The organism is Microbacterium sp. SMR1 (genome assembly GCF_003289625.1).
In the GTDB taxonomy this organism is placed as follows: domain Bacteria; phylum Actinomycetota; class Actinomycetes; order Actinomycetales; family Microbacteriaceae; genus Microbacterium; species Microbacterium plantarum.
The window spans coordinates 297,831-323,818 of sequence record NZ_QMBN01000001.1 but is presented as its reverse complement, the minus strand read 5'-3'; the positions used below and the strand labels follow the sequence as shown (position 1 = coordinate 323,818).

General features: G+C 67.7%; 25 protein-coding genes. 10 read left to right on the top strand and 15 right to left on the bottom strand.

Going from position 1 to position 25,988, the window contains the following annotated elements:
- Positions 1 to 16 precede the first annotated feature (16 nt).
- Positions 17 to 2,098: an excinuclease ABC subunit UvrB gene (gene uvrB / locus DO944_RS01545; protein WP_112614014.1), complete on the bottom strand. Its 2,082-nt coding sequence runs from the start codon at positions 2,096 to 2,098 to the stop codon at positions 17 to 19.
- A 63-nt stretch (positions 2,099 to 2,161) separates the two neighbouring features.
- Positions 2,162 to 2,770: a dephospho-CoA kinase gene (gene coaE / locus DO944_RS01540; protein ID WP_112614012.1), complete on the bottom strand. Its 609-nt coding sequence runs from the start codon at positions 2,768 to 2,770 to the stop codon at positions 2,162 to 2,164.
- Positions 2,771 to 2,861: 91 nt separating this feature from the next.
- Between coaE and DO944_RS01535 the strand changes: the two genes are divergently transcribed.
- Positions 2,862 to 3,590 (top strand): response regulator transcription factor, encoded by a 729-nt coding sequence (locus DO944_RS01535; RefSeq protein WP_181574116.1) that lies wholly within the window; start codon positions 2,862 to 2,864, stop codon positions 3,588 to 3,590.
- 17 nt (positions 3,591 to 3,607) lie between these two features.
- Here DO944_RS01535 and DO944_RS01530 read toward each other — a convergent pair whose 3' ends face one another.
- The 4 genes from DO944_RS01530 to DO944_RS01515 all read right to left on the bottom strand — a co-directional run bounded on the left by DO944_RS01530 (position 3,608) and on the right by DO944_RS01515 (position 8,691).
- The gene (locus tag DO944_RS01530) at positions 3,608 to 4,771 is read right to left on the bottom strand and encodes a diguanylate cyclase domain-containing protein (RefSeq protein ID WP_112614010.1); all 1,164 of its coding nucleotides are present in this window, start codon (positions 4,769 to 4,771) and stop codon (positions 3,608 to 3,610) included.
- On the bottom strand, positions 4,768 to 6,444 hold the full coding sequence (locus tag DO944_RS01525) for a cell wall metabolism sensor histidine kinase WalK (RefSeq protein ID WP_112614009.1): 1,677 nt from the start codon (positions 6,442 to 6,444) through the stop codon (positions 4,768 to 4,770). The genes DO944_RS01530 and DO944_RS01525 overlap by 4 nt, the downstream gene beginning before the upstream one ends.
- Positions 6,445 to 6,568: 124 nt before the next feature.
- Positions 6,569 to 8,026 carry a 30S ribosomal protein S1 gene (gene rpsA, locus DO944_RS01520; protein WP_023951490.1) on the bottom strand — a complete coding sequence of 486 codons (1,458 nt, stop codon included), beginning with the start codon at positions 8,024 to 8,026 and terminating at the stop codon, positions 6,569 to 6,571.
- A gap of 233 nt (positions 8,027 to 8,259) precedes the next feature.
- Positions 8,260 to 8,691 (bottom strand): YchJ family metal-binding protein, encoded by a 432-nt coding sequence (locus DO944_RS01515; protein ID WP_309300086.1) that lies wholly within the window; start codon positions 8,689 to 8,691, stop codon positions 8,260 to 8,262.
- A gap of 78 nt (positions 8,692 to 8,769) precedes the next feature.
- On the opposite strand from DO944_RS01515, the gene DO944_RS15520 reads away from it, so the two are divergent.
- The 3 genes from DO944_RS15520 (at position 8,770) to DO944_RS01505 (ending at position 10,977) form a co-directional block, all read left to right on the top strand.
- Complete coding sequence (locus DO944_RS15520) at positions 8,770 to 9,312, top strand: hypothetical protein (protein WP_146751990.1); 543 nt, start codon at positions 8,770 to 8,772, stop codon at positions 9,310 to 9,312.
- A 134-nt stretch (positions 9,313 to 9,446) separates the two neighbouring features.
- Positions 9,447 to 10,004 (top strand): hypothetical protein, encoded by a 558-nt coding sequence (locus tag DO944_RS01510; protein ID WP_112614008.1) that lies wholly within the window; start codon positions 9,447 to 9,449, stop codon positions 10,002 to 10,004.
- Positions 10,005 to 10,059: 55 nt separating this feature from the next.
- A complete protein-coding gene (locus tag DO944_RS01505; RefSeq protein ID WP_112614006.1) occupies positions 10,060 to 10,977 on the top strand; it encodes a 5'-3' exonuclease in 918 nt (305 codons plus the stop codon).
- A gap of 16 nt (positions 10,978 to 10,993) precedes the next feature.
- On the opposite strand, the gene DO944_RS01500 is transcribed toward DO944_RS01505, so the two are convergent.
- From DO944_RS01500 to trpD, 3 genes are all read right to left on the bottom strand, one after another.
- Positions 10,994 to 11,992, bottom strand: coding sequence for a PHP domain-containing protein (locus tag DO944_RS01500; protein ID WP_181574141.1), 999 nt, complete (start codon positions 11,990 to 11,992; stop codon positions 10,994 to 10,996).
- Between the two features lie 48 nt (positions 11,993 to 12,040).
- The gene (locus DO944_RS01495; RefSeq protein WP_112614002.1) at positions 12,041 to 12,532 is read right to left on the bottom strand and encodes an aromatic ring-opening dioxygenase LigA; all 492 of its coding nucleotides are present in this window, start codon (positions 12,530 to 12,532) and stop codon (positions 12,041 to 12,043) included.
- A gap of 93 nt (positions 12,533 to 12,625) precedes the next feature.
- Positions 12,626 to 13,675 carry an anthranilate phosphoribosyltransferase gene (gene trpD, locus DO944_RS01490; protein ID WP_112614000.1) on the bottom strand — a complete coding sequence of 350 codons (1,050 nt, stop codon included), beginning with the start codon at positions 13,673 to 13,675 and terminating at the stop codon, positions 12,626 to 12,628.
- A gap of 121 nt (positions 13,676 to 13,796) precedes the next feature.
- Between trpD and DO944_RS01485 the strand changes: the two genes are divergently transcribed.
- The 5 genes from DO944_RS01485 to DO944_RS01465 all read left to right on the top strand — a co-directional run bounded on the left by DO944_RS01485 (position 13,797) and on the right by DO944_RS01465 (position 18,705).
- Positions 13,797 to 14,441, top strand: a complete 645-nt coding sequence (locus DO944_RS01485; RefSeq protein WP_112613998.1) for a heme-copper oxidase subunit III — start codon at positions 13,797 to 13,799, stop codon at positions 14,439 to 14,441.
- A gap of 18 nt (positions 14,442 to 14,459) precedes the next feature.
- Positions 14,460 to 15,260, top strand: a complete 801-nt coding sequence (locus DO944_RS01480; RefSeq protein WP_112613996.1) for a c-type cytochrome — start codon at positions 14,460 to 14,462, stop codon at positions 15,258 to 15,260.
- Between the two features lie 36 nt (positions 15,261 to 15,296).
- Positions 15,297 to 16,373, top strand: a complete 1,077-nt coding sequence (locus DO944_RS01475) for a ubiquinol-cytochrome c reductase iron-sulfur subunit (protein WP_112613994.1) — start codon at positions 15,297 to 15,299, stop codon at positions 16,371 to 16,373.
- The gene (locus DO944_RS01470; protein ID WP_112613992.1) at positions 16,370 to 18,217 is read left to right on the top strand and encodes a ubiquinol-cytochrome c reductase cytochrome b subunit; all 1,848 of its coding nucleotides are present in this window, start codon (positions 16,370 to 16,372) and stop codon (positions 18,215 to 18,217) included. The genes DO944_RS01475 and DO944_RS01470 overlap by 4 nt, the downstream gene beginning before the upstream one ends.
- Before the next feature lie 80 nt (positions 18,218 to 18,297).
- The gene (locus DO944_RS01465; RefSeq protein ID WP_112615069.1) at positions 18,298 to 18,705 is read left to right on the top strand and encodes a rhodanese-like domain-containing protein; all 408 of its coding nucleotides are present in this window, start codon (positions 18,298 to 18,300) and stop codon (positions 18,703 to 18,705) included.
- A 568-nt stretch (positions 18,706 to 19,273) separates the two neighbouring features.
- Here the strand turns inward: DO944_RS01465 and DO944_RS01460 are convergent.
- The 5 genes from DO944_RS01460 to DO944_RS01440 all read right to left on the bottom strand — a co-directional run bounded on the left by DO944_RS01460 (position 19,274) and on the right by DO944_RS01440 (position 24,351).
- Entirely contained in the window at positions 19,274 to 19,711 is a 438-nt protein-coding gene (locus tag DO944_RS01460) for a cytochrome c oxidase subunit 4 (protein ID WP_112613990.1), read from the bottom strand.
- Between the two features lie 3 nt (positions 19,712 to 19,714).
- Positions 19,715 to 21,481: a cytochrome c oxidase subunit I gene (gene ctaD, locus DO944_RS01455; RefSeq protein ID WP_112613988.1), complete on the bottom strand. Its 1,767-nt coding sequence runs from the start codon at positions 21,479 to 21,481 to the stop codon at positions 19,715 to 19,717.
- Positions 21,481 to 22,389 carry a cytochrome c oxidase subunit II gene (coxB, locus tag DO944_RS01450; protein ID WP_112613986.1) on the bottom strand — a complete coding sequence of 303 codons (909 nt, stop codon included), beginning with the start codon at positions 22,387 to 22,389 and terminating at the stop codon, positions 21,481 to 21,483. The genes ctaD and coxB overlap by 1 nt, the downstream gene beginning before the upstream one ends.
- Before the next feature lie 109 nt (positions 22,390 to 22,498).
- Positions 22,499 to 22,858, bottom strand: a complete 360-nt coding sequence (gene erpA / locus DO944_RS01445; protein ID WP_023951519.1) for an iron-sulfur cluster insertion protein ErpA — start codon at positions 22,856 to 22,858, stop codon at positions 22,499 to 22,501.
- A gap of 98 nt (positions 22,859 to 22,956) precedes the next feature.
- The gene (locus tag DO944_RS01440; RefSeq protein ID WP_112613984.1) at positions 22,957 to 24,351 is read right to left on the bottom strand and encodes a dipeptidase; all 1,395 of its coding nucleotides are present in this window, start codon (positions 24,349 to 24,351) and stop codon (positions 22,957 to 22,959) included.
- 47 nt (positions 24,352 to 24,398) lie between these two features.
- On the opposite strand from DO944_RS01440, the gene DO944_RS01435 reads away from it, so the two are divergent.
- Positions 24,399 to 24,968, top strand: a complete 570-nt coding sequence (locus tag DO944_RS01435) for a DUF3043 domain-containing protein (RefSeq protein WP_112613982.1) — start codon at positions 24,399 to 24,401, stop codon at positions 24,966 to 24,968.
- Here DO944_RS01435 and DO944_RS01430 read toward each other — a convergent pair.
- Positions 24,943 to 25,986, bottom strand: a complete 1,044-nt coding sequence (locus tag DO944_RS01430; RefSeq protein ID WP_112613980.1) for a quinone-dependent dihydroorotate dehydrogenase — start codon at positions 25,984 to 25,986, stop codon at positions 24,943 to 24,945. The genes DO944_RS01435 and DO944_RS01430 overlap by 26 nt on opposite strands.
- Positions 25,987 to 25,988: the final 2 nt, after the last annotated feature.

Here is a 25,988-nt window from a genome sequence, read left to right as displayed (position 1 = left end):
CTGACACCCCCCGCGGTCAGGCGTGCCCGGCTCGCTCCATCGCACGCAGCTCCTTCTTGAGGTCCTGCACCTCATCACGGAGGCGCCCTGCCAGCTCGAACTTGAGTTCCGCTGCCGCGGCGAGCATCTGCTGCGAGAGGTCTTCGATCGTCGCCTCGAGCTGCTGAGCCCCTTCTGCGGCGATCCCCTCACGGCGCAGCTGCGGGGTGGGGCTCTTGCCCTTGCCCGACTTGTTGCGAGCCGTCGCCTTGCCGTTCAGCAGGTCGCGGGTATCGGATGCCTCTCGCGCGAGGGCATCCGTGATGTCGGCGATCTTCTTCCGCAGCGGCTGCGGATCGATGCCGTGCTCGAGGTTGTAGGCGATCTGCTTCTCACGGCGACGCTCGGTCTCCTCGATGGCTGCGGCCATCGAGTCGGTGATCTTGTCGGCGTACATGTGCACCTGGCCCGAGACGTTTCGCGCCGCGCGCCCGATCGTCTGGATGAGTGAGGTTCCCGAACGCAGGAACCCCTCCTTGTCGGCGTCGAGGATCGCGACCAACGACACCTCGGGCAGGTCGAGTCCCTCGCGGAGCAGGTTGATGCCGACGAGCACGTCGTACGCGCCCTGGCGCAACTCGGTGAGGAGCTCCACACGGCGGAGCGTGTCGACGTCGGAGTGCAGGTAGCGCACCCGCACGCCGTGCTCGCCGAGGAAGTCGGTGAGCTCTTCGGCCATCTTCTTGGTGAGTGTCGTCACCAGGACGCGCTCGTCGCGCTCCACTCGCAGCCGGATCTCCTCGAGCAGATCGTCGATCTGACCCTTCGAGGGCTTGATGATGATCTCGGGGTCCACGAGACCGGTGGGCCGGATGATCTGTTCGACCACGCCGTCGGCGATGCCCATCTCGTACCGCCCCGGTGTCGCGGAGAGATACACGGTCTGCCCGACGCGCTCTTTGAACTCGTCGAAGCGGAGCGGCCGGTTGTCCATGGCGCTCGGCAGACGGAACCCGTGGTCGACAAGGGTGCGCTTGCGGGAGGCATCCCCCTCGTACATCGCTCCGATCTGGGGAACGGTTACGTGCGACTCATCGATCACGAGGAGGAAGTCGTCGGGGAAGAAGTCGAGCAGCGTGTGGGGCGGGTCGCCGGGAGACCGACCGTCGAGGTGCCGCGAGTAGTTCTCGATGCCCGAGCAGAAGCCGAGCTGCTGCAGCATCTCGAGGTCGAAGGTCGTCCGCATCCGGAGACGCTGCGCCTCCAGCAGTTTTCCCTGGCTCTCGAACTCCTTCAGACGCTCGCCCAGCTCGTGCTCGATCGTTCCGATGGCGCGCTGGACCGTCTCGGTGCCCGCTACGTAATGCGACGCCGGGAACACCGGGACGCTGTCCAACTTCTGGACGACGTCACCCGTCAGCGGGTGGAGCATGTACAGCGCCTCGATCTCGTCGCCGAAGAGCTCGATGCGGATGGCGTACTCCTCGTACACCGGGATGATCTCGATCGTGTCGCCGCGCACCCGGAAGTTGCCGCGCGAGAAGTCCACGTCGTTGCGGTTGTACTGCATCGCGATGAACTTGCGGATGAGGGCGTCACGGTCGTATCGCTCGCCCACCTGGAGCGCGACCATGGCGCGGAGATACTCCTCCGGCGCACCGAGGCCGTAGATGCACGAGACGGTGCTCACCACGACCACGTCGCGACGGCTCAGGAGCGAGTTCGTGGTCGAGTGGCGCAACCGCTCGACCTCGGCGTTGATCGACGAGTCCTTCTCGATGAAGGTGTCGGTCTGCGGGACGTACGCCTCGGGCTGGTAGTAGTCGTAGTAGCTGACGAAGTACTCGACCGCGTTGTTCGGCATGAGGTCGCGGAACTCGTTCGCTAGCTGCGCGGCGAGCGTCTTGTTGTGCGCCATCACGAGCGTCGGACGCTGCACCTGCTCGATGAGCCACGCCGTCGTCGCCGACTTGCCCGTACCCGTGGCACCCAGCAGCACCACGTCGGTCTCGCCCGCGTTGATCCGGCCCGCGAGCTCGGCGATCGCCTGGGGCTGGTCACCGCTCGGGACGTATTCGCTGATGACCTCGAAGGGCCTCACGGAGCGCGTGGTCTGCATGATTCCAGCGTAGGCGGGGCCACCGACATCGGGCCCGGCCTTCGCTCAGAGCGTGCGCGCGTGCTACGAGGCCGGCGCCGCGGTGAGCTCGGCCCAGAGGGCGTCGACCTGCGCCAGCGTCGCCTGAAGGTCACCCGCGGTGTCGATGACGACGTCGGCGATTGCGAGCCGCTGGTCATCGTCGACCTGCGCCGAGATCCGCCGATCGGCCTCCTCCGCCGTCATCCCGCGAAGCCGCTGCAGACGCTCACGGCGGACGGATGCGGGCGCGTGCGCGACGACGACGGAATCCCAGGGGTCGTCGACGCGAGCCTCGACGAGCAGAGGCACGTCGTACACCACGACGGTCCCGTCCCCTCGGCCGAGTGCTTCGTCGAAGCGTCGCTGCGACTCCGCACGCACCGCCGGGTGAACGATCTCGTTCAGCCTGGTTCGCGCTTCCGGGTCGGCGAACACGATGGCCGCCAGCGCGGCGCGGTCGAGTTCGCCGTCAGCCGCGATCACGCCGGACCCGAACTCGGCGCTGATGGCCTCGAGCACGGCAGACCCGGGGCGCTGGACGTCCCGCACGATCGCGTCCGCGTCGACGACAACGGCCCCGTGCTCGGCCAGCCGACGCGCGATCGTGGATTTGCCGGACGCGATCCCGCCTGTCAATGCGATCAGAGGCATACACCCGAGGATGCCACGGGCGCTAGGCCGAGCGCGAGGTCGCCCGGTCGATACGATGGATTCCACACAACCCGCGGAAGGTGGGATCACCGTGGAACGCACCGCCGTCATCGTCGAAGACCAGGCCGACATCCGCAGCCTGCTCTCGGCGATCCTCGAATCGAGCGGATTCTCGGTGCACGCGACCGAGAACGGCCTCGACGCGGTCGAGCTGATCCGATCGGTATCCCCCGACGTCACGACCCTCGACGTCAACATTCCCGGCATCGACGGGTTCGAGGTCGCGCGTCGCGTCCGCGAGTTCAGCGACACCTACATCATCTTCATCTCCGCCTTCGTGGAACCGGGCGACGCCGAGCGCGGCAGGGCAGCCGGCGGTGACGAGTACCTCGGCAAGCCGTTCCGGCCGCGCGATCTCAAAGCACGGCTGGCAGCCATCCCGTCACAGCGGCGACGCGAGGAGGCGCCCGTCGTGGATGCCGCACCGTCGGTGACCCCGACTCCGGCCGCGCAGAATCTCTCCTATGGCGACGTATCGGTGATCGACGGCGTCTTCCGCCTCGCGGGCGTTCCGATCGAACTCGCGCACGCCGAATCGTCCGTGCTCCGCGCCCTTCTCCTCGCGCAGGGACGCACCCGGACGAAGCACGACCTCGCACTCGCTCTTCGGTCCCGGTCACGCGCAGAAGCTCCCGATCCCGACGAGGTGCGGGCGATCGAGCGCAGCGTCGAGTCGCTGCGCGGGACGTTCGCGGCCGCCGCGACGTCGACCCTGATCGCCTCGGACCAGGGCACGGGGTACCGGCTCGACCAGCGCTGACAGCGGCGCGGACAGCGTCAGGACGGTTCGGCGAGCAGCACGGCCGAAGCCACCCCCGACGAGGCACGGGTCGCCGCGGCCGCCGCCGCCTCGATGAGGGCCTCCGCGTCGTAGCCGACGGCATCGCTGAGCGCGACGCCGATGCCGATGGCGGGAAGCACGCCGCCCTCGACCGAGCCGAGCGCCTCGAACAGGGAGCGGTAGAGCGCCAGAGCCTGCCGTCGCGCGTCGGCCGCAGATCCGACGACCGTGATGACGCCGATCCGCTCGGCTCCGATCTCCCCCAGGACAGCGAGCGTCGGCGCGTTCGTCGCCATGGTCTTCCGCCACGTCCGTACGACCTCATCGCCCACGTCGAGACCGAACGCGGTGGCGATGTACTCGAGGCCGTCGAGCTCGATGACCCAGACCGCGACCAACTCGCGCCGCGCGCTGGCCCGCTGGACGCTCATGCCGACCGCACGCCGGAAGCCCGCGACCGTCGCGATCTCACCCGAACCGGCATCGCGCCCCTCCGGCGAATCGGACCCGCGCAGGCCGACTCGGCCCGCACGCAGAACCGACGCACTGACGACAGCGGTGATCGAGAGGACCACGGTGAGGATGCTCGTGGGTACGGAACCCGCCCACAGATCGAAGACCTCGCCGTATCCCAGCGTCGCGACGATCACGACGCGCACGAGGTAGAACAGCGCCTGCACGCCGAAGACGATGCCGAGCGGGAGCGCGGTACGGGACGCGCCGAGGGCACCGCGGAAGCACTCCACCGACGCTGCCGCAGCCAGCACGCTCAGCGCTCCGAACATCACCACGGCCCCGGACCAGTCGTCGCCGCCCAGAGCGAACTCGACGGAGGCGGCGACCGCGGCGGCGACGCCTCCGAGCGCGACGACGGCACCGGCTCCGCGCACCGGCCGCCGGTTGTAGGCGCGGCATCCGAGCCACATGAGACCCGTGCCGACGACGGCAGCAGAGTTGCCGCACACGACGGCCCAGGCCGTTTCGGGGGCACTGGCCCAGACCACGTAGAACATCGTGGTCAGTACGGCGGACAGGAATCCGACCGCCCAGAATCGGCCGCTCTGCTCGGGCCGACGCAGCAGAGTATCGAAGATGAACAGCACGGCGCAGGCCAGCACCACGACGGCGGTCACGAGCGAAACGGAGAACTGATCGATCATGATGTCGCCGTCCCGGGCCGGCGCGCCGGAAGCGTCACCGAGAAGGTCGAGCCGACGCCCAGAACGCTGGTGACCGTGATATCGCCGCCGTGCCTGCGCACGATATCGCGGCTGATCGCCAGACCGAGCCCGTTGCCGGTGACGGACGAATCGCGGACGGCGGCCCCACGGTAGTAGCGCTGGAACACCGAGCCGAGGTCCTCCTCGTTCAGCCCGACCCCGGAGTCCTGCACGGCGATCAACGCCCACTGGTCGCCGACCGAGGTGGCGACCGAGACACGACCGCCTGGCCGGTTGTACTTGATCGCGTTCGAGAGGAGGTTGTCGAGAACTTGTCGGATGCGAACGGGGTCCGCATAGGCCCGGGCCGCTTCCACGCGGGACACGTCGATCACGATGCCGCGCTCCCCCGCGCTCACGAGGATCGACTCCACGGCAGCGTGGACGATCTCGACGAGATCGATGTCCGCCGGTGAGACGGTGAGCTGCGCCGCGGATTTGTGCTGACTCGACGCCGCCAGCACGTCTCCCACGAGGCGGAGCAGCTGGTCGGCGTTCCGATCTGCGACGCGCAGGTTCTCGAGCGCCGCCTCGGGAACACCCGGCGTGTCGATGGCCAGTTCGAGGTAACCCAGGATGGACGTCAAAGGGGTCCGCAGCTCGTGCGAGACCGACGACACGAGCGCGTCGCGCTCACGCAACGCGTCGGTTTCGGCCGTGACGTCGCGCGTCACGACGACCGCGCCGGAGTCCCTGCCGTCCGGCTCGATGATGCGCCGCGCCGACACGCTCAGAACACGGCGGTCCTCGCCCTGGCCGACCTGGATTCGCGCGTCGGTGAAGGCTTCGCCGTGCCGGACGCGCGCCAGTGGATGCTCGTCAGCGGCCAGCAGTGTCGAACCGTCGGCCGAGAACAAGTCAGGCTGTCCGCTGGTGCGCGACCCGCGCTGCAGGCGCGCGTGGGCGTCATTGATGATCGAGGCCGAGCCGTCCGACTCGATCCGCGCGACGCCGAAGTCGACGCGGTCGAGAGCCTCGGTGAGTACCTGCTCATGTCGGCGCGCTCGCTCGAGAGATTGCGTCAGCACCGTTGCTTGACGGTCGAGGAGCAGCCGCTGTGCGCTGGCGCGCCGGCTGCTGAGGAACGTCGACGTGCTCACGGCGATGAGCAGGAGAGGCAGAAGCAGGAAACCGAAGGATGACGGCGACGACCGGATCACCGCGTCCGTCACGCCGTACGCGGCGAGAGCGAGGAAGATGCCTCCGAGCCAGCCGGCGGCGCCGAAACCCGCCGCGAGCCAGATGACCGGGAAGACCCAGAGCAACCCGAATCCACCGGTCGGCTCGGCGACGCGCATGACGCCGATCGCGACGATGTCGCCCAGCGGGATCAGAGCGAGCCACAGGGGCGGCAGATGCCCCCACGGGACGATGATCGATGCGCCGGTGAGCACGAAGACAGCGGTGACGGCGAGGAAGAACAGGGCCGTGTCACCGCGGAATCCCACCATGAGGCCCGCAATTGCAACGACGAGCACGACGGACGTCGTCACGATCTGATTGAGCATCGCCGACCGCGGCCGGTCACCGTCTCCGAGGACGGCATCCACCCACCGCGGGGGCGCGGGGAGAACGTAGGTCGCGCGCGTTCGTTGCGGCGTCTCGTTCTCCATGCACTGAAACTATCGCGTCACGGACGCCCGCGCGCACGGCACGGCGGAATCTCGTTACGTCGCCCGGAAACGGCGGAAGGGCCGGAGCACGAGGCTCCGACCCTTCCGTCGTATCAGTGTGGGCTCAGCGACCCGAGAGCTTCTCGCGCAGAGCGGCGAGAGCCTCGTCGTCGGCCAGCGTGCCGCCGCCGGTGCTCGCGGACTGGACGTCCGACGAGAACGACGAGCCGTTGTCGGCGGGAGCAGCCGCCTCGGCCTCGAGGGCCTTGACGACAGCAGCCTTGTGCGCCTCCCAGCGACCCTGAGCTGCCGCGTACTCGGCCTCCCAAGCCAGACGCTGCTCGTCGAAGCCTTCCTTCCACTGGTTGGTCTCCGGGTCGAAGCCCTCGGGGTACTTGTACTCCCCGTTCTCGTCGTACTCGGTGACCATGCCGTAGAGGGCGGGGTCGAACTCGGTGCCGTAGGGGTCGACCGACTCGTTCGCCTGCTTCAGCGAGAGCGAGATGCGGCGACGCTCGAGGTCGATGTCGATGATCTTGACGAAGACCTCTTCGCCGACCGACACGACCTGCTCGGCGAGCTCGACGTGCTTGCCCGACAGCTCGGAGATGTGCACGAGGCCCTCGATGCCGTCAGCGACGCGAACGAACGCACCGAACGGAACGAGCTTGGTGACCTTGCCCGGCGCGACCTGTCCGATCGCGTGGGTGCGGGCGAAGACCTGCCACGGGTCCTCCTGCGTCGCCTTGAGCGACAGCGAGACGCGCTCGCGGTCGAGGTCGACCTCGAGGATCTCGACGGTGACCTCCTGGCCGACCTCGACGACCTCGGAAGCGTGTTCGATGTGCTTCCACGAGAGCTCGGAGACGTGCACGAGGCCGTCCACGCCGCCCAGGTCGACGAACGCACCGAAGTTGACGATCGACGAGACGACGCCCTTGCGGACCTGACCCTTGTGGAGGTTGTTGAGGAACGTGGTGCGCGACTCGGACTGCGTCTGCTCGAGCAGGGCGCGGCGCGAGAGCACGACGTTGTTGCGGTTCTTGTCGAGCTCGAGGATCTTGGCCTCGATCTCCTGGCCGAGGTACGGCGTGAGGTCGCGGACGCGACGCAGCTCGATGAGCGATGCCGGCAGGAAGCCGCGCAGGCCGATGTCGACGATCAGACCACCCTTGACGACCTCGATCACGGAGCCGGTGACGACACCGTCGTTCTCCTTGATCTTCTCGACGTCACCCCAGGCGCGCTCGTACTGCGCGCGCTTCTTGGAGAGGATGAGGCGACCTTCCTTGTCCTCCTTCTGGAGAACGAGGGCTTCGACCTCGTCGCCGACCTTGACGACCTCGTTGGGGTCGACGTCGTGCTTGATGGAAAGCTCGCGCGAGGGGATGACACCCTCGGTCTTGTAGCCGACGTCGAGGAGGACCTCGTCGCGGTCGATCTTCACCACGGTGCCTTCGATGAGGTCGCCGTCGTTGAAGAACTTCAGAGTCTTCTCGACCGCGGCCAGGAAGTCCTCAGCAGATCCGATGTCGTTGATAGCGACCTGCTTGGTGGCCGGGGCGGTCGTTGCGTTAGTCATGTAGTGGGTTGTCCTTGTTGGGTCAGGGTGTCGGGCCGCGAATCCGGGGCACGTCATCTCGGGGACGACGGCCGCGATCGAGGCGGATGGTTGTGGATGATGCGTCAGATGCGCATGGCGACGAAGCCACACGAGTGACGATCCAGGGTATCAGAGCGAACCCGCTCGATTCCAGTCCTCCAGCGCTTCCTGCTCGACGCGGCGGCGCCGGGTGCCCGGCCCGTCCCGATCGGTCACGCGGAGGGGTCGACGACACCACCGACGTAGAGCCATCGGCCGCGTACTCGAGTGAATCGGCTGACCTCGTGGAGCTCTCCGGAATCGGAACCGGAGCGCCACCGGGCCCGGAACTCGACGATGCCCGTGGCGTCCTCCGCGCCGCCGGCGGCCCGAACGACCGTGAGCCCCGTCCACTCCTCCGGGCCGTCCGCCTCCAGATCGTCGGGACGCGTCGCAGGGTGCCAGGTTCGCGCGAGATGGGTACGGTCTCGCACGGCGAACGCGGTGTAGCGCGAACGCGTGAGCTGCTCCGCAGTTCCCGCCGCCTGCCCGTCGAGGATGGGACCGCAGCAGGCGCCGAACGCGCCGCCGCCGCACGGGCAGGGCGCCGCGTCCGTCGGACGCCGCCTGAGCGCCGCCTCACCGAACGACATGTGCACCACCACTCCGCATCCCTCCAGGCTACGAGACAGCCCTGTGGAAAGTTCCCGCGGGCGGAGGATCGGGGTCGCTACGTTCGGGGCATGTTCGTCCGACGCCGCCATGCTGTCGCCGCCGTCCTCGCCGTCGCACTGCTGACAACCGGATGCGGCTCCCCCGCGTCCTCGCCCACCCCCGAGCCAACGGCGACAGCGCCCTCCCCCACCGACAGCGACACCGCCGCTTTCGCCGCCGCCGAAGCAACCTACCGCGCCTACGTCGACGCCCTCAATGCCGTGGACCTCTCCGACCCGACGACGTTCGAACCCGTCTATGCCCTGACCACCGGCGACGTGCAAGAAGCAGATCGAGAAGCTCTATCCAACTACAACTCCCAGAATGTGACTGTCTCCGGGAGCTCAAGAACTACGTCGATTGAGTTCGCGGGAAGTGTGCAGCAGGACCGCGTCCAGCTCGCAGTATGCCTTGATGTCTCGACGGTGGAAGTGCGCGCCGCAGATGGAGAATCACTCGTATCACCGGAGCGCGTGCCGATTCAAAGTCTCCTCGTGACGGTAGAAGAGACGAACGGCGGCCACCCGGTCATCGTCAGAATCGAGGGCCGAGAAGGAAACCCCACGTGCTGACCAGCATCGCGATCCTGCTCATGTCCACGGCAACCAGTTCCGACACGACCGGCAACTACTGCGCCGGGGTCGGCAGCTGGACTGCGACGTGTGATGTCGCTAACAGCGGCAGCAACTTGTCCGTAAGTGGACAATTGACACGGCCTCCGAGCACGAGCCGGAGCGACGAAACCGACACCCAGCCAGCCCCACCGAGAGACTGCGGGGCGCTGAACCGGTGCGACGACTTCACCGTCTCGCTTCTGCCGCAGGCGACGATCGCCGATGTCGCGTCCTTCGCTCCGCAACCGGGTGCGCTCAGCAGCCAGCCGGCCGGCTACGGTGTCGCCGGGCTCCCGCTCGACTTCCTGATCGCGACGTCGCAGCACACGGCCACGGGAACGCTGTTCGACCTGCCGGTCACCGTGCGCTTCACGCCGGACGAGATCGTCATCGCTCCCGGCGACGGCAGCACCCGCACCGTCGCAGCCACCGCCCGGACAGCCGCGAGCCACACGTACCGCTCGCGAGGCAGCTATGTCGCGACCGCCACCGTCCGCTACCGCGCGGAGGTCGATTTCGGCCGCGGCTGGCGACCGGTGCCGGGCGCGCTCGAGATCCCGACCGCCGGGTACACCGTCGAGGTGCTCGAGGCACGGGGAACGCTCGTCGATCGGGTCTGCACCGAGCCGCCGTCGGGGCCCGGATGCTGAGCAGTCTGGATCAGCACGATGCTGCGGGATCCGCCTCCCGTGCCAGGATGATGCGATGAGCGACCGACTCATGCTGCTCGACAGCGCATCCCTGTACTTCCGCGCGTTCTACGGCGTCCCCGACACCGTCAAGGACTCCGAGGGCCGGCCGGTCAATGCGGCCCGCGGCTTCCTCGACATGATCGCGAAGCTCGTCACGACGTACGAGCCGACTCACCTGATCGCCTGCTGGGATGACGACTGGCGACCGCAGTGGCGTGTCGACCTGATCCCGACGTACAAGACGCACCGCGTCGCCGAGACGGTCGAGACCGGTCCCGATGTCGAGGTCGTGCCCGACCCGCTCGAGGCGCAGATCCCGACCATCCGCGAGAGCCTCGGCGTCCTCGGCATCCCGATCGTCGGGGCACCCGACCACGAGGCCGACGACGTGATCGGCACGCTCGCGACGCGCGCGACGATGCCCGTCGACGTCGTCACCGGCGACCGCGACCTCATCCAGCTCGTGGATGACGCGCGGCAGATCCGCGTCGTCTACACCGGCCGGGGCATGAGCAACCTCGATGTGCTCACCGGCGAGGCGGTCGTGGCGAAGTACGCCGTGCGCCCCGACCAGTACGCCGACTTCGCCACGATGCGCGGTGACGCTTCCGACGGACTCCCCGGCGTGGCCGGTGTGGGCGAGAAGACCGCGGCGACCCTCCTCGCCGCTCACGGCGACCTCGACGGCATCCTGGCGGCGGCCGAGAGGGGCGAGGGCATGAGCGCCGGGGTTCGCGCGAAGCTCGCCGCGGCAGCGGATTACCTCGCGGTAGCTCCGCGGGTCGTCCGGGTGGTGCGCGACCTGGACCTCGGCGCTGTCGAGGGACGCATCCGCGGCACCGATGCCGACACCGTCGCAGAGGTTGCCGATCGCCGTGGGCTGGGCGGTTCGCTCGCACGCGCGGCATCCGCACTCCGCGACCGCACCTGACTCCACCGCCGCGTTCTCAGGAGCGGGTGCGACCAGTCCACTCCCGCAGCCGGTGGAGAGGCCATGTCGTGACGATGCGATCGGCGGGAACCCCCAGCCGCTCCGCGCGCTCGGCCCCGTAGTCGATCAGCGACAGCTGCCCTGGGGCGTGAGCGTCGGAGTCGATCGAGAACAGGCACCCCGCCGCGATCGCCTGTTCGATGAGGTCGTCTGGCGGGTCCTGCCGCTCCGGCCGCGAGTTGATCTCCACCGCCACCCCGTGTTCCGCGCACGCCGCGAAGACGGGCTCCGGATCGAACTCGGACGGCGGCCTCGTCCCCCGGGAACCTTCGACCAGTCGGCCGGTCACGTGCCCGAGCACGTCGACGCGGGGATCGGATGCGGCGGCCACCAGGCGTCGCGTCATCGCCCCACGGGCCATCCGCAGCTTCGAATGCGCCGACGCGACCACGATGTCGAGGCGCTGCAGCAGCTCGTCCTCCTGATCGAGCGCCCCGTCGTCGAGGATGTCCACCTCGATGCCGCTGAGCAACGTGAACCCCTCACCGCTCATCCCGGCGACGACGTCGAGCTGATCGCGCAGGCGCTCGGGAGACAGCCCGCGGGCCACCCGGAGTCGCGGCGAGTGGTCGGTCAACGCGAGGTACTCGTGCCCGAGATTCCGGGCCGCGGCGACCATCTCGGCGATCGGGGTCGTCCCGTCCGACCAGTCGGAGTGGCAGTGCAGGTCGCCGCGGAGTCGACGTCGGAGCTCGCCGGCGACGACCACACCGCGCCGCTCCCGCAGATCCGCGAGGTATGCGGGCACCCCGCCGGCGCGGGCTTCCACGATCACGGTCAGCGTGCGATCGCCGATCCCCGGACGTCGGCGCAGCGCGGAGACGTCGTCGAGAACGTCGTCCGGCAGATCTCGAATCGCGTCGGCAGCGGCGCGGAACGCCTTCGACTTGTACTTCGACGACCGTTCGCGCTCGAGCAGTTCGGCGATCTCGGTCAGGGCGTCGACAGGTCCCATATGCATGCCGGAGGCCCGCGCCGCGGCGCGGGCCTCGCTCCTCCCTGTTCAGCCGGAGGTGACCGCCGACCGGCGGACGACCACCGGGGCCGAGGCCAGGCGGTGAATCGCGAAGCCGAAGATGATCGACAGGATACCCACGCCCATGGCGAAGGCGGCGACGCCGAACGACACGACGGAAGTGAACAGCGACGCGCGCAGGAACGACGCGTTCATCATGGTGGCCCGGACGGGATCGTCCTTGTCCAGCTCCGCGTACGTCTTGCCGCCGGATGCGTCGAGTGCGTGGTGCTGGATGATGTCCGCCTGCACGTATGCGGTGAACGGACCGGCCACGGTCTGGCCCTGGAAGGCGGCCGCATCATCCGGGACGGTGATGTTCTCCGCGCGGAGCTGACCCGACACGATCGACCAGACGACGAGCCCGCCGATGATCAGCACGACTCCGCCCAGCATCCCGAGCACGCCCAGGATCTTCACGAGGCCGGCTCGGCGGACGGGCGCTTCGACCGTATGGGCGGTGGGGGTGGTGTGTGACATCGGGTCCTCCTCGGGTGCGTTGCGCCTCACGCTATGCATCCGGGCTCTCGGCGCCGTGCGCGCGATGCCGTGAAAAACCGATGTGGTCTGACCTCAACCGGCCGACGCGGAGATCCAGCGCTCCAGGGTGCCGGCAGCGGCGCCGGAGTCGAGGGCCTGCGACGCATCGTCGGCCGCCTCCGCGAGGCGCTCGAGGATCGGGCGCTGCACCTGGGCAGCATCCCGCCACAGGCGGTACGCCACGATTCCCGCCGCCGCGTTCAGCACCACGATGTCACGCACCGGCCCGGTCTCTCCGGACAGAACCCGGTGGACGACCGCGGCGTTGTGCTGCGGGTCCCCGCCCAGCAGATCCTCGATGCGCGCGAGCGGCATCCCGAGATCACGCGGATCCAGATCGTGCTCGTGGATGTCGCCGCGGCTGACCTCCCAGATGCGGCTGTGGCCAGTCGTCGTCAGTTCATCGAGCCCGTCGTCACCGCGGAAGACCAGGGCGGTCGCACCGCGAGTGCGGAACACGCCCGTGATGAGCGGCACCCGGTCGAGGTGCGCGACGCCCACCGCGTTCGCCTCAGCGCGCGCCGGGTTGCAGAGCGGCCCGAGGAAGTTGAAGACAGTGGGGATGCCGAGCTCAGCACGAGCCGGGCCGGCATGCCGGAATCCGGGGTGGAAGGCCGAGGCGAACGCGAAGGTGATCCCCGCTTCCTGCAGCACCCGTGCCACATCATCGGGGTCGAGCGAGAGGTCGATGCCCAGCGCGGCGAGCACGTCCGAGGAGCCCGACTTCGAGCTCGCCGCCTTGTTGCCGTGCTTGACGACGGGAACGCCGGTGGCAGCCGCGACGATGGACGCCATGGTCGACACGTTCACCGTGCCGAATCGGTCACCCCCGGTCCCCACGATGTCGAGCGCGTCGGTCGGAACGGCGAGAGGGAGCGCCGCCTCGAGGATCGCGTCGCGGAAGCCGACGATCTCATCGACGGTCTCACCCTTGGCGCGCAGAGCCACGAGGAACCCGGCCAGCTGCGCGGCGGATGCGCGACCGGCCATGACCTCGCGCATCGCCCAGGTCGCCGCCGACACGCTGAGATCGCGCTTCTCGAGAAGGTCGGTCAGGATGTCGCGCCACGCGTACTGAGCCATGACACACGATCCTATCGGCCGGTTGTCGGGCGACTTTCGGCTGATCCTTAGGTCGCCCTAACCGCGGCGCGATCCGACCAGACCTTCAGCGATGCAGAAACCACCCTCCAGATCGGCCATAATGGATGCCGTGACGACCACTCCAGCGACGTATTCCCAGGCCCTGCGCTCGGTCAAGCGGCCGGACCCGGTCGCTGTGGGCACCATCGTGTGGCTCGGCAGCGAGGTGATGTTCTTCGCGGGGCTCTTCGCGATCTACTTCACCCTGCGCAACACCTCTCCTGAGTTGTGGGCCGACCGCACCGAACTGCTGAACATCCCGTTCGCCGCGGTCAACACGCTCATCCTCGTGTTGTCGTCGGTGACGGCGCAGATCGGTGTCCACAACGCCGAGCACTTCCGCCCCTACCGGTCGGGCTCCTTCTGGAACCTCCGCAAGTGGGGAATGGTGGAGTGGTTCTTCCTGACCTTCATCATGGGAGCGATCTTCGTCTCCGGCCAGGTCTGGGAGTACGCGACCCTCGTCGCCGAGGGCATGCCCATCCAGGCCGACTCGTACGCTTCCGCGTTCTACATCACCACCGGCTTCCACGCCCTCCACGTCACCGGTGGTCTCGTGGCGTTCCTCCTCGTCATCGGGCGCGCCTTCGCCGTCAAGAACTTCGGCCGGAAAGAGATGACGTCCGCCATCGTCGTGTCGTACTACTGGCACTTCGTCGACGTGGTGTGGCTCGTCCTGTTCGCCGTCATCTACTTCCTGAAGTAAACCGGAGCTGATTCACCCATGGCATCCAAGAACCCGCGCCGCAACGGCGGACGTCGCAGCAAGTGGGCTGCCGCCGCGCTGATCGGCATCGGACTGCTCGTCACCGGCGGAGGCTACGCCGGCGCCACCGCCGCGATGGCGGCGGGCGACACGACGCAGACGGCATCCACGCTCACGGTCGAGGACGGCAAGAAGCTGTTCCAGGCCAACTGCGCCACCTGTCACGGTCTCGACCTGCAGGGCACGAACGACGGCCCCTCGCTCTACGGCGTGGGCGAGCTGTCTGTCGAGTTCCAGGTGGCCACAGGACGCATGCCGCTGCAGATGCAGGGGCCGCAGGCTCCGCAGAAGCCCGTTCAGTTCACGCAGGAGCAGATCGAGGCCATGGCGGCCTGGGTACAGTCGGAGGCCCCCGGCCCGACCTACCCGGCTTCCGAAACGCTCGACGGTGAAGGCGACGTCTCGCACGGCGCCGAGCTCTTCCGCATCAACTGCGCGATGTGCCACAACGTCGCCGGCGCCGGTGGTGCCCTCACCGAAGGCAAGTACGCCCCGCCGCTGACGACCACGTCGCCGCTGCACATGTACGCAGCCATGGTCACGGGCCCGCAGAACATGCCCGTCTTCAACGACATGACCCTCACCACCGAAGAGAAGCGCGACATCATCAGCTACCTGATGATGCGCCCGACCGAGAACTCGCCCGGCGGCTTCTCGCTCGGTTCGCTCGGCCCCGTCTCGGAGGGTCTGTTCATCTGGATCTTCGGCATCGGCTCGCTCGTCGCCATCTCGGTGTGGATCACCGCGAAGTCGAACTGAGAACCGTGACGATCGAAGCAACGCACAAGGAGCAAAATGGCTGACGAGAAGGCGCCCGAGCAGGTTCCTGCTTCCCCGGTGCCCTCATCGGGGCTCGCCGTAGCGGTGTCCGACCCGGTGCACAACCCCGGGCTCGCACCCCACCGCAAGCGCATGACCGACAAGGACCCCGCCGCCATGACGCGCGCGGTCCGCACGGTGTACACCCTGTTCTACCTGTCCGCAGCGGCAAGCATCTGGGCCATCGCGGCGTACCTGATCTTCCCGATCGAGAGCGGGATGATCAGCGACATCCGTCGCAACAACCTGTTCATCGGTCTGGGCATCGCGACCGCCCTCCTCGCCATCGGCATCGGCGCGATCCACTGGTCGAAGGCCGTGATGAACGACACCGAGTTCATCGAGGAGCGCCACTCGACGCGTGGCAGCGAGAAGACCCGCGCCGCGGCGGTTCAGGTCTTCGCGGACGCGAACAACGAGTCGGGCTTCGGCCGCCGCACGATGGTGCGCAACTCGCTCTTCGTGGCGCTCGCGGCGTCCGTCCTCCCGGGGATCACGCTGTTCCGCGGTCTCGCGCCGCACAGCTCGCCCGAGCACCCGCACGCGGGCGACCCGGTTCACCTGCTCAAGCACACGATGTGGGAAGAGGGCATGCGCCTGGCGCACGACCCGACCGGCAAGCCGATCCGAGCCGCCGACCTGACGCTCGGCTCCGCCGTGCACGTCATTCCCGAGTCCCTCGCGACGCTCGCGCACCACGACGGCTACCTCGAGGAGAAGGCCAAGGCGATCGTCCTCCTCATGCGTCTGCTCCCCGAGCAGCTGAACGAGGCTGACGACCGCAAGGACTGGTCGTACGACGGCATCGTGGCCTACTCCAAGGTGTGCACGCACGTCGGCTGCCCCGTCGCCCTGTACGAGCAGCAGACCCACCACCTGCTGTGCCCGTGCCACCAGTCGCAGTTCGACGTGACCAACGCGGCGGCCGTCATCTTCGGCCCCGCAGCACGTCCGCTGCCGCAGCTCCCGATCACCGTCGACGACGAGGGCTACCTGATCGCACGCAGCGACTTCACCGAACCCGTCGGCCCGAGCTTCTGGGAGCGTCATTGAGCACCTCCACCCACCCCACGGAGAACGTCACGACCGCACCCGCGGTCCACGCTGACGGCCCGACCCGTCCCTCGGACAAGCCGCTCGGCGGCAAGTTCGTCGGCGGCGTCGCGAACTACCTCGACGAGCGCACGAGCATCTCGGGCCTCGTCAAGGAGCTGGGCCGGAAGATCTTCCCCGACCACTGGTCGTTCATGCTCGGCGAGATCGCACTGTGGTCGTTCGTCGTCGTCCTGCTCTCAGGAACGTTCCTGACGTTCTTCTTCGAGGCGTCGATGGCGGAGACGCACTACTACGGCGCTTATGCACCGATGCGCGGCCTCGAGATGTCGGCGGCCATGGCCTCGACCCTCGAGATCTCGTTCGACATCCGCGGCGGCCTCCTCGTCCGTCAGCTGCACCACTGGGCGGCGCTCGTGTTCGTCGCCGGTATCGGCGTGCACATGCTGCGCGTCTTCTTCACCGGCGCGTTCCGCAAGCCGCGTGAGCTCAACTGGGTCATCGGGTTCATCCTCTTCATCCTCGCGATGGCAGAAGGCTTCACCGGATACTCGCTGCCCGATGACGTTCTGTCGGGCAACGGTCTGCGCATCATCGACGGCATGATCAAGGGCATCCCGCTGATCGGAACCTGGACGTCGTTCCTCCTGTTCGGCGGCGAGTTCCCGGGCACCGAGATCGTGGGGCGCCTGTACGCGCTGCACATCCTGCTGCTGCCGGCCATCCTGGTCGCGCTGCTCGCGCTGCACCTGATGCTGATGATCGTGAACAAGCACACGCAGTTCGCCGGCCCCGCGCGGACGAACAACAACGTCGTGGGCTACCCGATGATGCCGGTCTACATGTCGAAGATGGGCGGCTTCTTCTTCATCACCTTCGGCGTGCTGGTGCTCATCGCGGCCCTGTTCACGATCAACCCGATCTGGAACTACGGCCCGTACGACCCCTCCCCCGTGTCGGCCGGTACGCAGCCCGACTGGTACATCGGCTTCGCCGACGGCGCGCTGCGCCTCGTCCCGCCGCACTGGGAGTTCGTGCTGTTCGACCGAACCTGGTCGTTCAACATCCTGGTCCCGCTCGTCGGACTCGGTCTCTTCATCGTCATCGTCATGCTCTACCCCTTCATCGAGGCGTGGGTCACCGGTGACAAGCGTGAGCACCACATCGCCGAGCGCCCGCGCAACGCGGCGACCCGCACCGCGATCGGTGCAGCCGGTGTGACCTTCTACGCCGTCCTCTGGGCAGCTGCATCGTCGGACATCATCGCGACGCACTTCCACCTGACGATGGAAGGCGTGATCCACACGCTGCAGGCGCTGCTGATCCTCGGACCGGTGATCGCGTACTTCGTCACGAAGCGCATCTGCATCGCGCTGCAGAAGAAGGACCGCGAGATCGCTCTGCACGGCTACGAGTCGGGTCGCATCGTGCGTCTGCCCGGCGGCGAGTACATCGAGGTGCACCAGCCCGTCGACGAGTACGAGCTCGTCAAGCTGGTCGACTACACCACGAACGCTCCCCTGGTGGTCCGCCCGAACGACAAGGGTCAGATCCCGTGGCACGAGAACCTTCGTGCCGGACTCTCGCGCTGGTTCTTCGAAGACCGTCTCGCGCCCCTGACTCAGGCAGAGATCGAGGCTGCGCGGGCACACGCCCACCACGACCTCGAGCACATCAGCGAAGAAGAGGACGCCGAGATCCAGGGCGCCCACGAGCGCGCCGGTGTCCCGAACGCTCCGCATCAGCCCATCGATGATGGCAAGGGCGTCGAGACCGCGAACCGTCCGTCGAACATCATCGTCCCCGATGAGGATGCCGACGGCGAGGCGCCGAAGAAGAGCTGACCCGGACCTGTCCGGATTACGGCGGGGTGTGACCGATCGGTCGCACCCCGCCGTTCGTCTGTCTGCGTAGCGTGTCCACCATGACTGATGCACTCGCCTACTTCACCGCCAAGCTCGCGCATGAGACGGATGCCTCCGACGTCTACGAAGCGCAGCGCGCGGACGAGCCCTTCACGCTCGTCGATGTCCGCAGCGCCGAGGCATGGGCGCAGGGGCACGCTGTCGGAGCCGTGCATCTCCCCCACCGCGAGATCGCAGCGCGCGCCGCGGACGAGATCGACCGTTCACTCGACGTCGTCGTCTACTGCTGGAGCCCCGGCTGCAACGGCGGCACCCGCGCCGCGATCGAGTTCGCCAAGCTCGGATACCGGGTGCGTGAAATGATCGGTGGCTTCGAGTACTGGGCTCGCGAGGGCTACCCGGTGGCGAACGCGCACGGTCCCCTCCCCCGGCTCTCCGACGCCCTGGTGGCCCTCGTACGCTCCTGAGGCGTTCACGGCCTCACGTCGGCCGCCTGACGTCGCGGAGGCTGACCTGGCGACCCGGCTCGCTGCAGGCGACGCCGTGCCGCCGGGTCGCCTGCAGCGGCACCCCTGCCGGCGTGTGTGCCGCGATGCAATGGTTCAGGCGCAACACCCCGTTCCGTCCGTGCCCGACGCGGGGTGTCGGTGCTGTTCCATTGCATCGCGGCGTGCCCCCGCATCCGGGCAGCCGGCACGGTGACGTTCCCGGCCAGCGGGGGCTCGCTAGCCGGACACCGGGTCATATCGCACCGGGAAAGTCATCCCCCGGGCAGCGCTGCCCGCTGTCTATCGGCCGGGCCTGGATGCAAGAGGGCAGCGGCGACGCGCTGAGCCCCAGCGCTACGACGCGGCGTGTTGCGGCGACGACCTTGCGTGCCGGGACGGCGATCAGCGCGGGCCTTCACACGTCGCGGGCGAGGCGCGTGAGGCGGGCGAGGCGCCGTGAGGCGACGGTCCTACCGACGGCGCAGAAGGTCGGAAACGGCGACGGCCACCGCACCGGAGTGCGATGGCCGTCGTGCAGCGCGTGGGATCAGCGCGCGAAGTAACCGCGGTAGTACTCGTAGACCCATCCGACGATCGCCACGATGAAGATCGCGAACCCGATCGGCAGGAGGAACTGGCCGACCGCGAGTCCGATGATGAACACCGAGGCAGCGAAAGCCAGCACGAGCGGCCACCAGGACCACGGGCTGAACTCGCCCACCTCGGGGTCGCCGTCGTCGATGTCAGCGGTGAGCGAGTCCTCCGGGAGCTCGCCGCCCTGCGCCTTGTGCACGCGCGAGACGTAGAACGCGATCATCGCGCCCATGAAGCCGGTGAACAGGAGGGCGGTCGAACCGACCCACTCGATGCGGTGCCACCAGACTCCCTGGTCGGTGTGAGCAACGAGGTTCCACACGGTGTAGGTGATGAACACCGCAAAGAAGAACCAGGTGAGCACCCACCACAGGTTGATGTTGGTCTTCACGGCTTACTTCACCTCTCCATCGGCGACATCCACAACCGGTGCATCGGGGGCGTCCTTCGCGGGGCCCACGCCGACCGGGATGGCGGCCTCGGGGTGGTTCAGGTCGAACGCAGGCCGCTCGCTGCGGATACGCGGGATCGACGTGAAGTTGTGTCGCGGCGGCGGGCAGCTCGTCGCCCACTCGAGCGACGCTCCGTAGCCCCACGGGTCGTTGACGGTGACCTTGGGAGCGGTGCGCGAGGTGATCCAGACGTTCAGGAAGAACGGGATCATCGAAGCGCCGAGGATGATCGCGCCGATGGTCGAGACCTGGTTCTGCCACGTCCAGCCGTCAGCCGCCGAGTAATCCGCGTAGCGACGCACCATTCCGTCGACACCCAGCCAGTGCTGGATGAGGAACGTCATGTGGAAGCCGATGAACAGCATCCAGAAGTGCACCATGCCGAGACGCTCGTTGAGCATGCGCCCGGTCCACTTCGGCCACCAGAAGTAGAAGCCCGCGAACATCGCGAACACGACGGTGCCGAACACGACGTAGTGGAAGTGGGCCACGACGAAGTACGAGTCGGAGAGGTGGAAGTCGAGCGGCGGCGACGCGAGGATGACACCGGTGAGACCGCCGAAGACGAACGAGACGAGGAAGCCGAGGGTGAAGACCATGGGCGTCTCGAACGTGACGGAGCCCCGCCACATCGTTCCGATCCAGTTGAAGATCTTCACACCGGTCGGAACCGCGATGAGCATCGTCATCAGCGCGAAGAACGGCAGGAGCACAGCACCCGTGACGTACATGTGGTGCGCCCACACCGCCACCGACAGGGCGGCGATCGCGATGGTGGCGTAGATCAGCGTCTTGTATCCGAAGATCGGCTTGCGGCTGAAGACCGGGAGGATCTCGGAGACGATGCCGAAGAACGGCAGCGCGATGATGTAGACCTCGGGGTGGCCGAAGAACCAGAACAGGTGCTGCCACAGCAGGACTCCGCCATTGGCGGTGTCGTAGATGTGCGACCCGAGGACACGGTCGGATGCCGCCGCGAAGATCGCAGCCGCCAGAACCGGGAACGCCATCAGGATCAGGATGCTCGTGACGAGGGTGTTCCACGAGAAGATCGACATGCGCCACATGGTGAGGCCGGGCGCGCGCATCGTGATGATCGTGGTGATGAAGTTCACCGCGCCGAGGATCGTGCCGAAACCGCTCATGCCCAGACCGAGCATCCAGAGGTTTCCTCCGGCTCCCGGCGAGAACGTTGCGTTCGCGAGCGGCTGATACGCGAACCAGCCGAACGACGCGGCGCCCTGCGGGGTCAGGAAGCCCGAGATCGCGATGATCGAGCCGAAGAGGAACAGCCAGAAGGCGAAAGCGTTCAGACGCGGGAAGGCGACGTCGGGCGCGCCGAGCTGCAGCGGCAGGATCGCGTTCGCGAAGCCCGCGAACAGCGGCGTCGCGAACATCAGCAGCATGATCGTGCCGTGCATCGTGAAGAGCTGGTTGTACTGCTCCTTGGTCGGCACGATCTGCATGCCGGGCTCGAAGAGCTCAGCACGGATGATGAGTGCCATCACGCCGCCGAGAAGGAAGAACATCACCGAGGCGATGAGGTACATGTACCCGATCGTCTTGTGGTCGGTGGAGGTGATCCACTTGACGATGATGTTGCCCTTCTGCTCGACGCGCGATGCGCTGAGCAGGGCCGCCTGACGCGGCGGCAGGGTCGTGGGGCGGCCTGCGGGCTGTTCGCCCTGAAGCGGAAGTGTCGTAGCCATCAGTGGCTTCCCTCACCGGAGTCGTCGGTGACCGCGCCCGTTCCCGGAGCGTTCTGGAGGCGGTCATATGCCGTGTTGATGTCGCCGGTCTGGCCGCTCTCGCGCAGGGACTCGAGGTACTCCTCGTACTCCTGCTCGGACACGACCTTGACGTTGAACAGCATCATCGAGTGGTACTCGCCGCACAGCTCGGCGCACTTGCCGGCGTACGTTCCCTCCCGCGTGGGGACGAAGGACCACGAGTTGGTGTCGCGGTGCGGGTACATGTCCTTCTTGTAGAGGAAGTCGATGACCCAGAACGAGTGGATGACGTCGCGCGACTGGAGGTTGATCTTGACCTCTTTGTCGACCGGCAGGACGAGCGTCGGCAGCTCCGCCTGATCGATGTCGCCGTTGGCGTCGGGCTGCGCCTGCACGCCCATCGTCCACACTGCGTCGGAGTTGTCGGAGTCTTCGCCGTTGTACTGGAAGTCCCACGCCCACTGCTTGCCGATCGCGGTAATCGACACGTCGGGGTCGTCGTACTGCGTCTCGAGGATCGACTGGTCGCGCGCCGTGAAGGCGAAGAACCCGATCACGAGGATGAGCGGCACGATCGTGTAGAAGATCTCGATCGGCATGTTGTAGCGCAGCTGGACCGGCAGACCCGTCTGGCCGCGACGGCGGCGGTACGCGATGGCGGCGAAGGCCATGAGGCCCCACGTCAGCACGCCGACGGCCAGAAGCACGATCCAGGAGTTCACCCAGAGGCCCGACACCATCTCGGTGCGGTTCGTCGCCTGCGTACCGTCGTCGGTGAAGCCCGGGAGGTAGCCGTTCAGCTCCGTCGGTGTACAAGCTGCGAGGGAGACTGCCGTGACGATCCCGAGCGGGATCACGGCCCAGCGGAGGCGGCGTTTGAAGCGCACAGTGCACCTTTCCGGGACGAATGGTTCGACCTTCAGTCTAGGGCAAGCTTTCACCCTATTCAGGCCATCCATTCAGGATGTCGGAGACGGGGGATCTCGCGGGCGAGGCTCAGTGGAAGCTGTCGCCGCACGCGCACGAGCCCGCCGCGTTGGGGTTGTCGATCGTGAAGCCCTGCTCCGAGATCGTGTCCTTGAAGTCGATCGTCGCGCCGTCGAGGTAGGGCACGGACATGTCGTCGACGATGACCTCGACGCCGTCGAAGTCGACGGCCTTGTCGCCGTCGAGGAACCGCTCGTCGAAGTAGAGCTGGTAGATCAGTCCGCTGCAGCCGCCGGGCTGGACGGCGACCCGAAGACGCAGATCGTCGCGGTTCTCCTGCGAGAGGAGGCTCTTCACCTTGAGTGCCGCCTCATCGGTCAGCGAGACGCCGTGGGCACGGACGGTGTCGGACGTGGCGATGTCGGTCATGATTCTCCCGAGGTCTCGGGCCGCGAGACACGCGGCCGGTGCCACGATTCTACGCGTGAGCACCGGCCGCGGGTCGGTCCGAGACGACGTCGAGACCGTCAGCGCGAACCGGCGTCCAAACGCTCGAGCAGCAGCGCCTCGGACACGAGCGCGTGCCGGAAGGTGTCGAGGTGGAGCGACTCGTTGGGGCTGTGGGCGCGGGCGTGGGGGTCTTCGACACCGGTGACGAGGATCTGGGCCGCCGGGAACTCCCGCACGAGGTCCGCGATGAACGGGATGGACCCGCCTACGCCGATGTCCACGGGATCGACCCCGTAGCCCTCGGCGAGGGCCGCGCGAGCGTGCGCGACGGCGTCTCCGCTGGTGTCGACGAGGAACGGATTGCCGGTCTCGATGTCGCGGAAGCTCAGTTCGGCACCGAACGGCGCATGGGCGCGCAGGTGCGCCTCGATCGCGTGGTACGCCTCGTCGGCGGACTGTCCCGGAGCCACACGGGCGGAGATCACCACGGACACCTCGGGGCTCAGTGTGTTGGATGCGTTGCGCACGCTGGGAGCGTCGATGCCCGTCACCGTGATGGAGGGCTTGTTCCAGATGCGCGAGAGGATCGTTCCCGATCCGATCGGCGAGACACCCGGCGGGAGCCCGGCCTCGGAACGGAGCGTCTCCTCCGAGTACTCGGGCGTCTCCGCGTCGCGCTCGGACAGTCCCTCGACGGCGACTCCGCCCTCGTCGTCCCAGAGCGTGGCGAGCAGCTTCACCGTGGCCAGCATCGCGTCCGGGACCGCTCCCCCGAACATCCCCGAGTGCGACGCGTGCTCGAGCGTGCGCACCGTCATCGTGAAGCGCGCGTTGCCCCGGAGCGAAACGGTCAGCGCAGGCGTGGTCGCATCCCAGTTGCCGGAGTCGGCCACGACGATCACGTCAGCGCGCAGGGCGTCGGCGTTGTCGGACAGGAATGCCGCGAAGGATGCCGACCCGGCTTCCTCCTCACCCTCGATGAAGAGGTTGACGCCGAGGTCGAATTCTTCGCCGGCCGCCTCGACGAGAGCACGCAGGGCGCCGATGTGTGCCATGACCCCGGCCTTGTCATCGGCTGCGCCGCGACCGTACAGGCGACCATTGCGGACGGTGGGCTCGAAGGGAGCGGAGTCCCACAGTGCCTCGTCGCCGACCGGCTGCACATCATGGTGCGCGTACAGGAGGATCGTCGGTCGGCCATTGCGCGCAGCGCGAGTCGCCAACACCGCCGGCATCCCCTCCTCACCCGTCTCCGGAATGGTCGCCGTCGCCACCTCGACGCGATCGAAGATGCCGAGCCCGCGCGCCAGATCGGCGACGGCCGCGGCGCTGCGCTCCACTTCAGCCCGGTCGAATCCGGGGAATGCGACCGAGGGGATCCGCAAGAGCGCACCGAGATCGGCGAGGGCAGCGGGGACGGCGGAGAGGGCAGCGTCGCGCACAGCGACGGACCGAGGAGATTCGGAGGTCATGCGGGTAATCTTAAGAGGCACGTTCGTCGCAGAACCCGAGGATCCCCGTGGCCAAAACTCCCGCTGCCCCTGCTCCGGACGACGCCGCTCAGGCGTCGACGGGCTCCGGCAAGAACCGTCCCACCCCCAGCCGCGCCGCCCAGGAGGCGGCCCGCAAGCGCCCTCTGGTGCCGGACACCAAAGAAGCGAAGGCGCGCGCTCGCGCAGAGCTCGCCGAGCGCCGCGACAAAGCGCGTATCGGTATGGCCAACGGCGACGAGCGCTACCTGCCGATGCGCGACAAGGGACCGCAGCGTCGTTTCGTCCGCGACTACATCGACGCCGGATGGCACCTCGGCGAACTCGTCATGGGCGCGATGGTACTCGTCATCATCGTGACGTTCCTCGGCTCGAACGCGGTGACCTTCTACGCGTTCATCGCCCTGTGGTCGTTCATCCTGCTCGTGATCGGCGACATGGTCATCACCAGCATCCGCGTGAAGAAGGCCGTTCGAGCGAAGTTCGGCGCAGAACGCATGGAGAAGGGCCTCGGCTGGTACGGCGCGATGCGCTCGATCCAGATGCGCTTCATGCGTCTGCCGAAGCCTCAGGTCAAGCGCGGCCAGCGCCCCGTCTGAGTTCGACCAGACCACGGTTGATCTGCCGTGCCCACAGGGGGCCGCGGTAGATGAACGCGGTGTACCCCTGAACCAGATCGGCACCCGCGGCCAGCCGCTCCTGCACGTCCACCGCGGTCTCCACTCCCCCGGCTGCAATGACGCAGAAATCATCGGGGACGGCCGACCGCACCACGCGCAGCACCTCGAGCGCGCGACGGCGAAGCGGCGCGCCCGAGAGTCCGCCGGCGCCGATCTGCTCGATAGTCGCCTCGTCCGTCAGCAGGCCGTCGCGAGAGATCGTGGTGTTCGTGGCGATGAGGCCGGCCAGGCCGGCGTCGACGGCCATGCGCGCGATGGCCGTCACCTCGTCATCCGCGAGGTCGGGCGCGATCTTCACCAGCAGGGGCGTCGTGCCGGCCGCATCCCGCACGGCCTCAAGCAGCGGGCGGAGCGTCTCGACCGCCTGCAGCCCGCGGAGCCCGGGTGTGTTGGGCGACGACACGTTGACGACCAGATAGTCGGCCTCGGGGGCGACCAGACGCGTGCTCGTGACGTAGTCGGCGGTGGCCTGCTCGACGTCGACGACGCGGCTCTTGCCGATGTTCGCTCCGACGATGGCATGGTTCCGGCCGCGTCGCAGACGCCGGAGGCGGGATGCCGCGGCCGCCGCGCCGCGGTTGTTGAAGCCCATGCGGTTGATGAGCGCACGATCCGGAATCAACCGGAACAGCCGAGGCCGGGGATTGCCTTCCTGCGGCACAGCTGTCACGGTACCGATCTCGACGTGCCCGAAGCCGAGGGCGCCGAGCCCGCGCACCATGACCGCGTTCTTGTCGAACCCTGCCGCCACACCGAACGGCGAGTCGAAGACGAGTCCCAGCGCCTCGGTCCGGAGCGACGCGTCCGGACGGGTCAGCGCACGAGCGATGGTCGAGAAGGGCGGGACGCCGAGCAGACGGATGACCGGGACCACCAGGTGGTGCGCCGTCTCCGGCTCCATGCGCGAGAAGACGGTACGGAAGATGAACGGATACATCG

What these genes read in the sequence shown, in the direction of transcription:
- uvrB (WP_112614014.1), bottom strand. Translation starts at nt 2,098, where the DNA reads ATGCAGACCACGCGCTCCGTGAGGCCCTTCGAGGTCATCAGCGAATAC.
- coaE (WP_112614012.1), bottom strand. Translation starts at nt 2,770, where the DNA reads ATGCCTCTGATCGCATTGACAGGCGGGATCGCGTCCGGCAAATCCACG.
- DO944_RS01530 (WP_112614010.1), bottom strand. Translation starts at nt 4,771, where the DNA reads ATGATCGATCAGTTCTCCGTTTCGCTCGTGACCGCCGTCGTGGTGCTG.
- DO944_RS01525 (WP_112614009.1), bottom strand. Translation starts at nt 6,444, where the DNA reads ATGGAGAACGAGACGCCGCAACGAACGCGCGCGACCTACGTTCTCCCC.
- rpsA (WP_023951490.1), bottom strand. Translation starts at nt 8,026, where the DNA reads ATGACTAACGCAACGACCGCCCCGGCCACCAAGCAGGTCGCTATCAAC.
- DO944_RS15520 (WP_146751990.1), top strand. Translation starts at nt 8,770, where the DNA reads ATGTTCGTCCGACGCCGCCATGCTGTCGCCGCCGTCCTCGCCGTCGCA.
- DO944_RS01505 (WP_112614006.1), top strand. Translation starts at nt 10,060, where the DNA reads ATGAGCGACCGACTCATGCTGCTCGACAGCGCATCCCTGTACTTCCGC.
- DO944_RS01500 (WP_181574141.1), bottom strand. Translation starts at nt 11,992, where the DNA reads ATGGGACCTGTCGACGCCCTGACCGAGATCGCCGAACTGCTCGAGCGC.
- DO944_RS01495 (WP_112614002.1), bottom strand. Translation starts at nt 12,532, where the DNA reads ATGTCACACACCACCCCCACCGCCCATACGGTCGAAGCGCCCGTCCGC.
- trpD (WP_112614000.1), bottom strand. Translation starts at nt 13,675, where the DNA reads ATGGCTCAGTACGCGTGGCGCGACATCCTGACCGACCTTCTCGAGAAG.
- DO944_RS01485 (WP_112613998.1), top strand. Translation starts at nt 13,797, where the DNA reads ATGGATGCCGTGACGACCACTCCAGCGACGTATTCCCAGGCCCTGCGC.
- DO944_RS01480 (WP_112613996.1), top strand. Translation starts at nt 14,460, where the DNA reads ATGGCATCCAAGAACCCGCGCCGCAACGGCGGACGTCGCAGCAAGTGG.
- DO944_RS01475 (WP_112613994.1), top strand. Translation starts at nt 15,297, where the DNA reads ATGGCTGACGAGAAGGCGCCCGAGCAGGTTCCTGCTTCCCCGGTGCCC.
- DO944_RS01465 (WP_112615069.1), top strand. Translation starts at nt 18,298, where the DNA reads ATGACTGATGCACTCGCCTACTTCACCGCCAAGCTCGCGCATGAGACG.
- ctaD (WP_112613988.1), bottom strand. Translation starts at nt 21,481, where the DNA reads ATGGCTACGACACTTCCGCTTCAGGGCGAACAGCCCGCAGGCCGCCCC.
- erpA (WP_023951519.1), bottom strand. Translation starts at nt 22,858, where the DNA reads ATGACCGACATCGCCACGTCCGACACCGTCCGTGCCCACGGCGTCTCG.
- DO944_RS01440 (WP_112613984.1), bottom strand. Translation starts at nt 24,351, where the DNA reads ATGACCTCCGAATCTCCTCGGTCCGTCGCTGTGCGCGACGCTGCCCTC.
- DO944_RS01430 (WP_112613980.1), bottom strand. Translation starts at nt 25,986, where the DNA reads ATGTATCCGTTCATCTTCCGTACCGTCTTCTCGCGCATGGAGCCGGAG.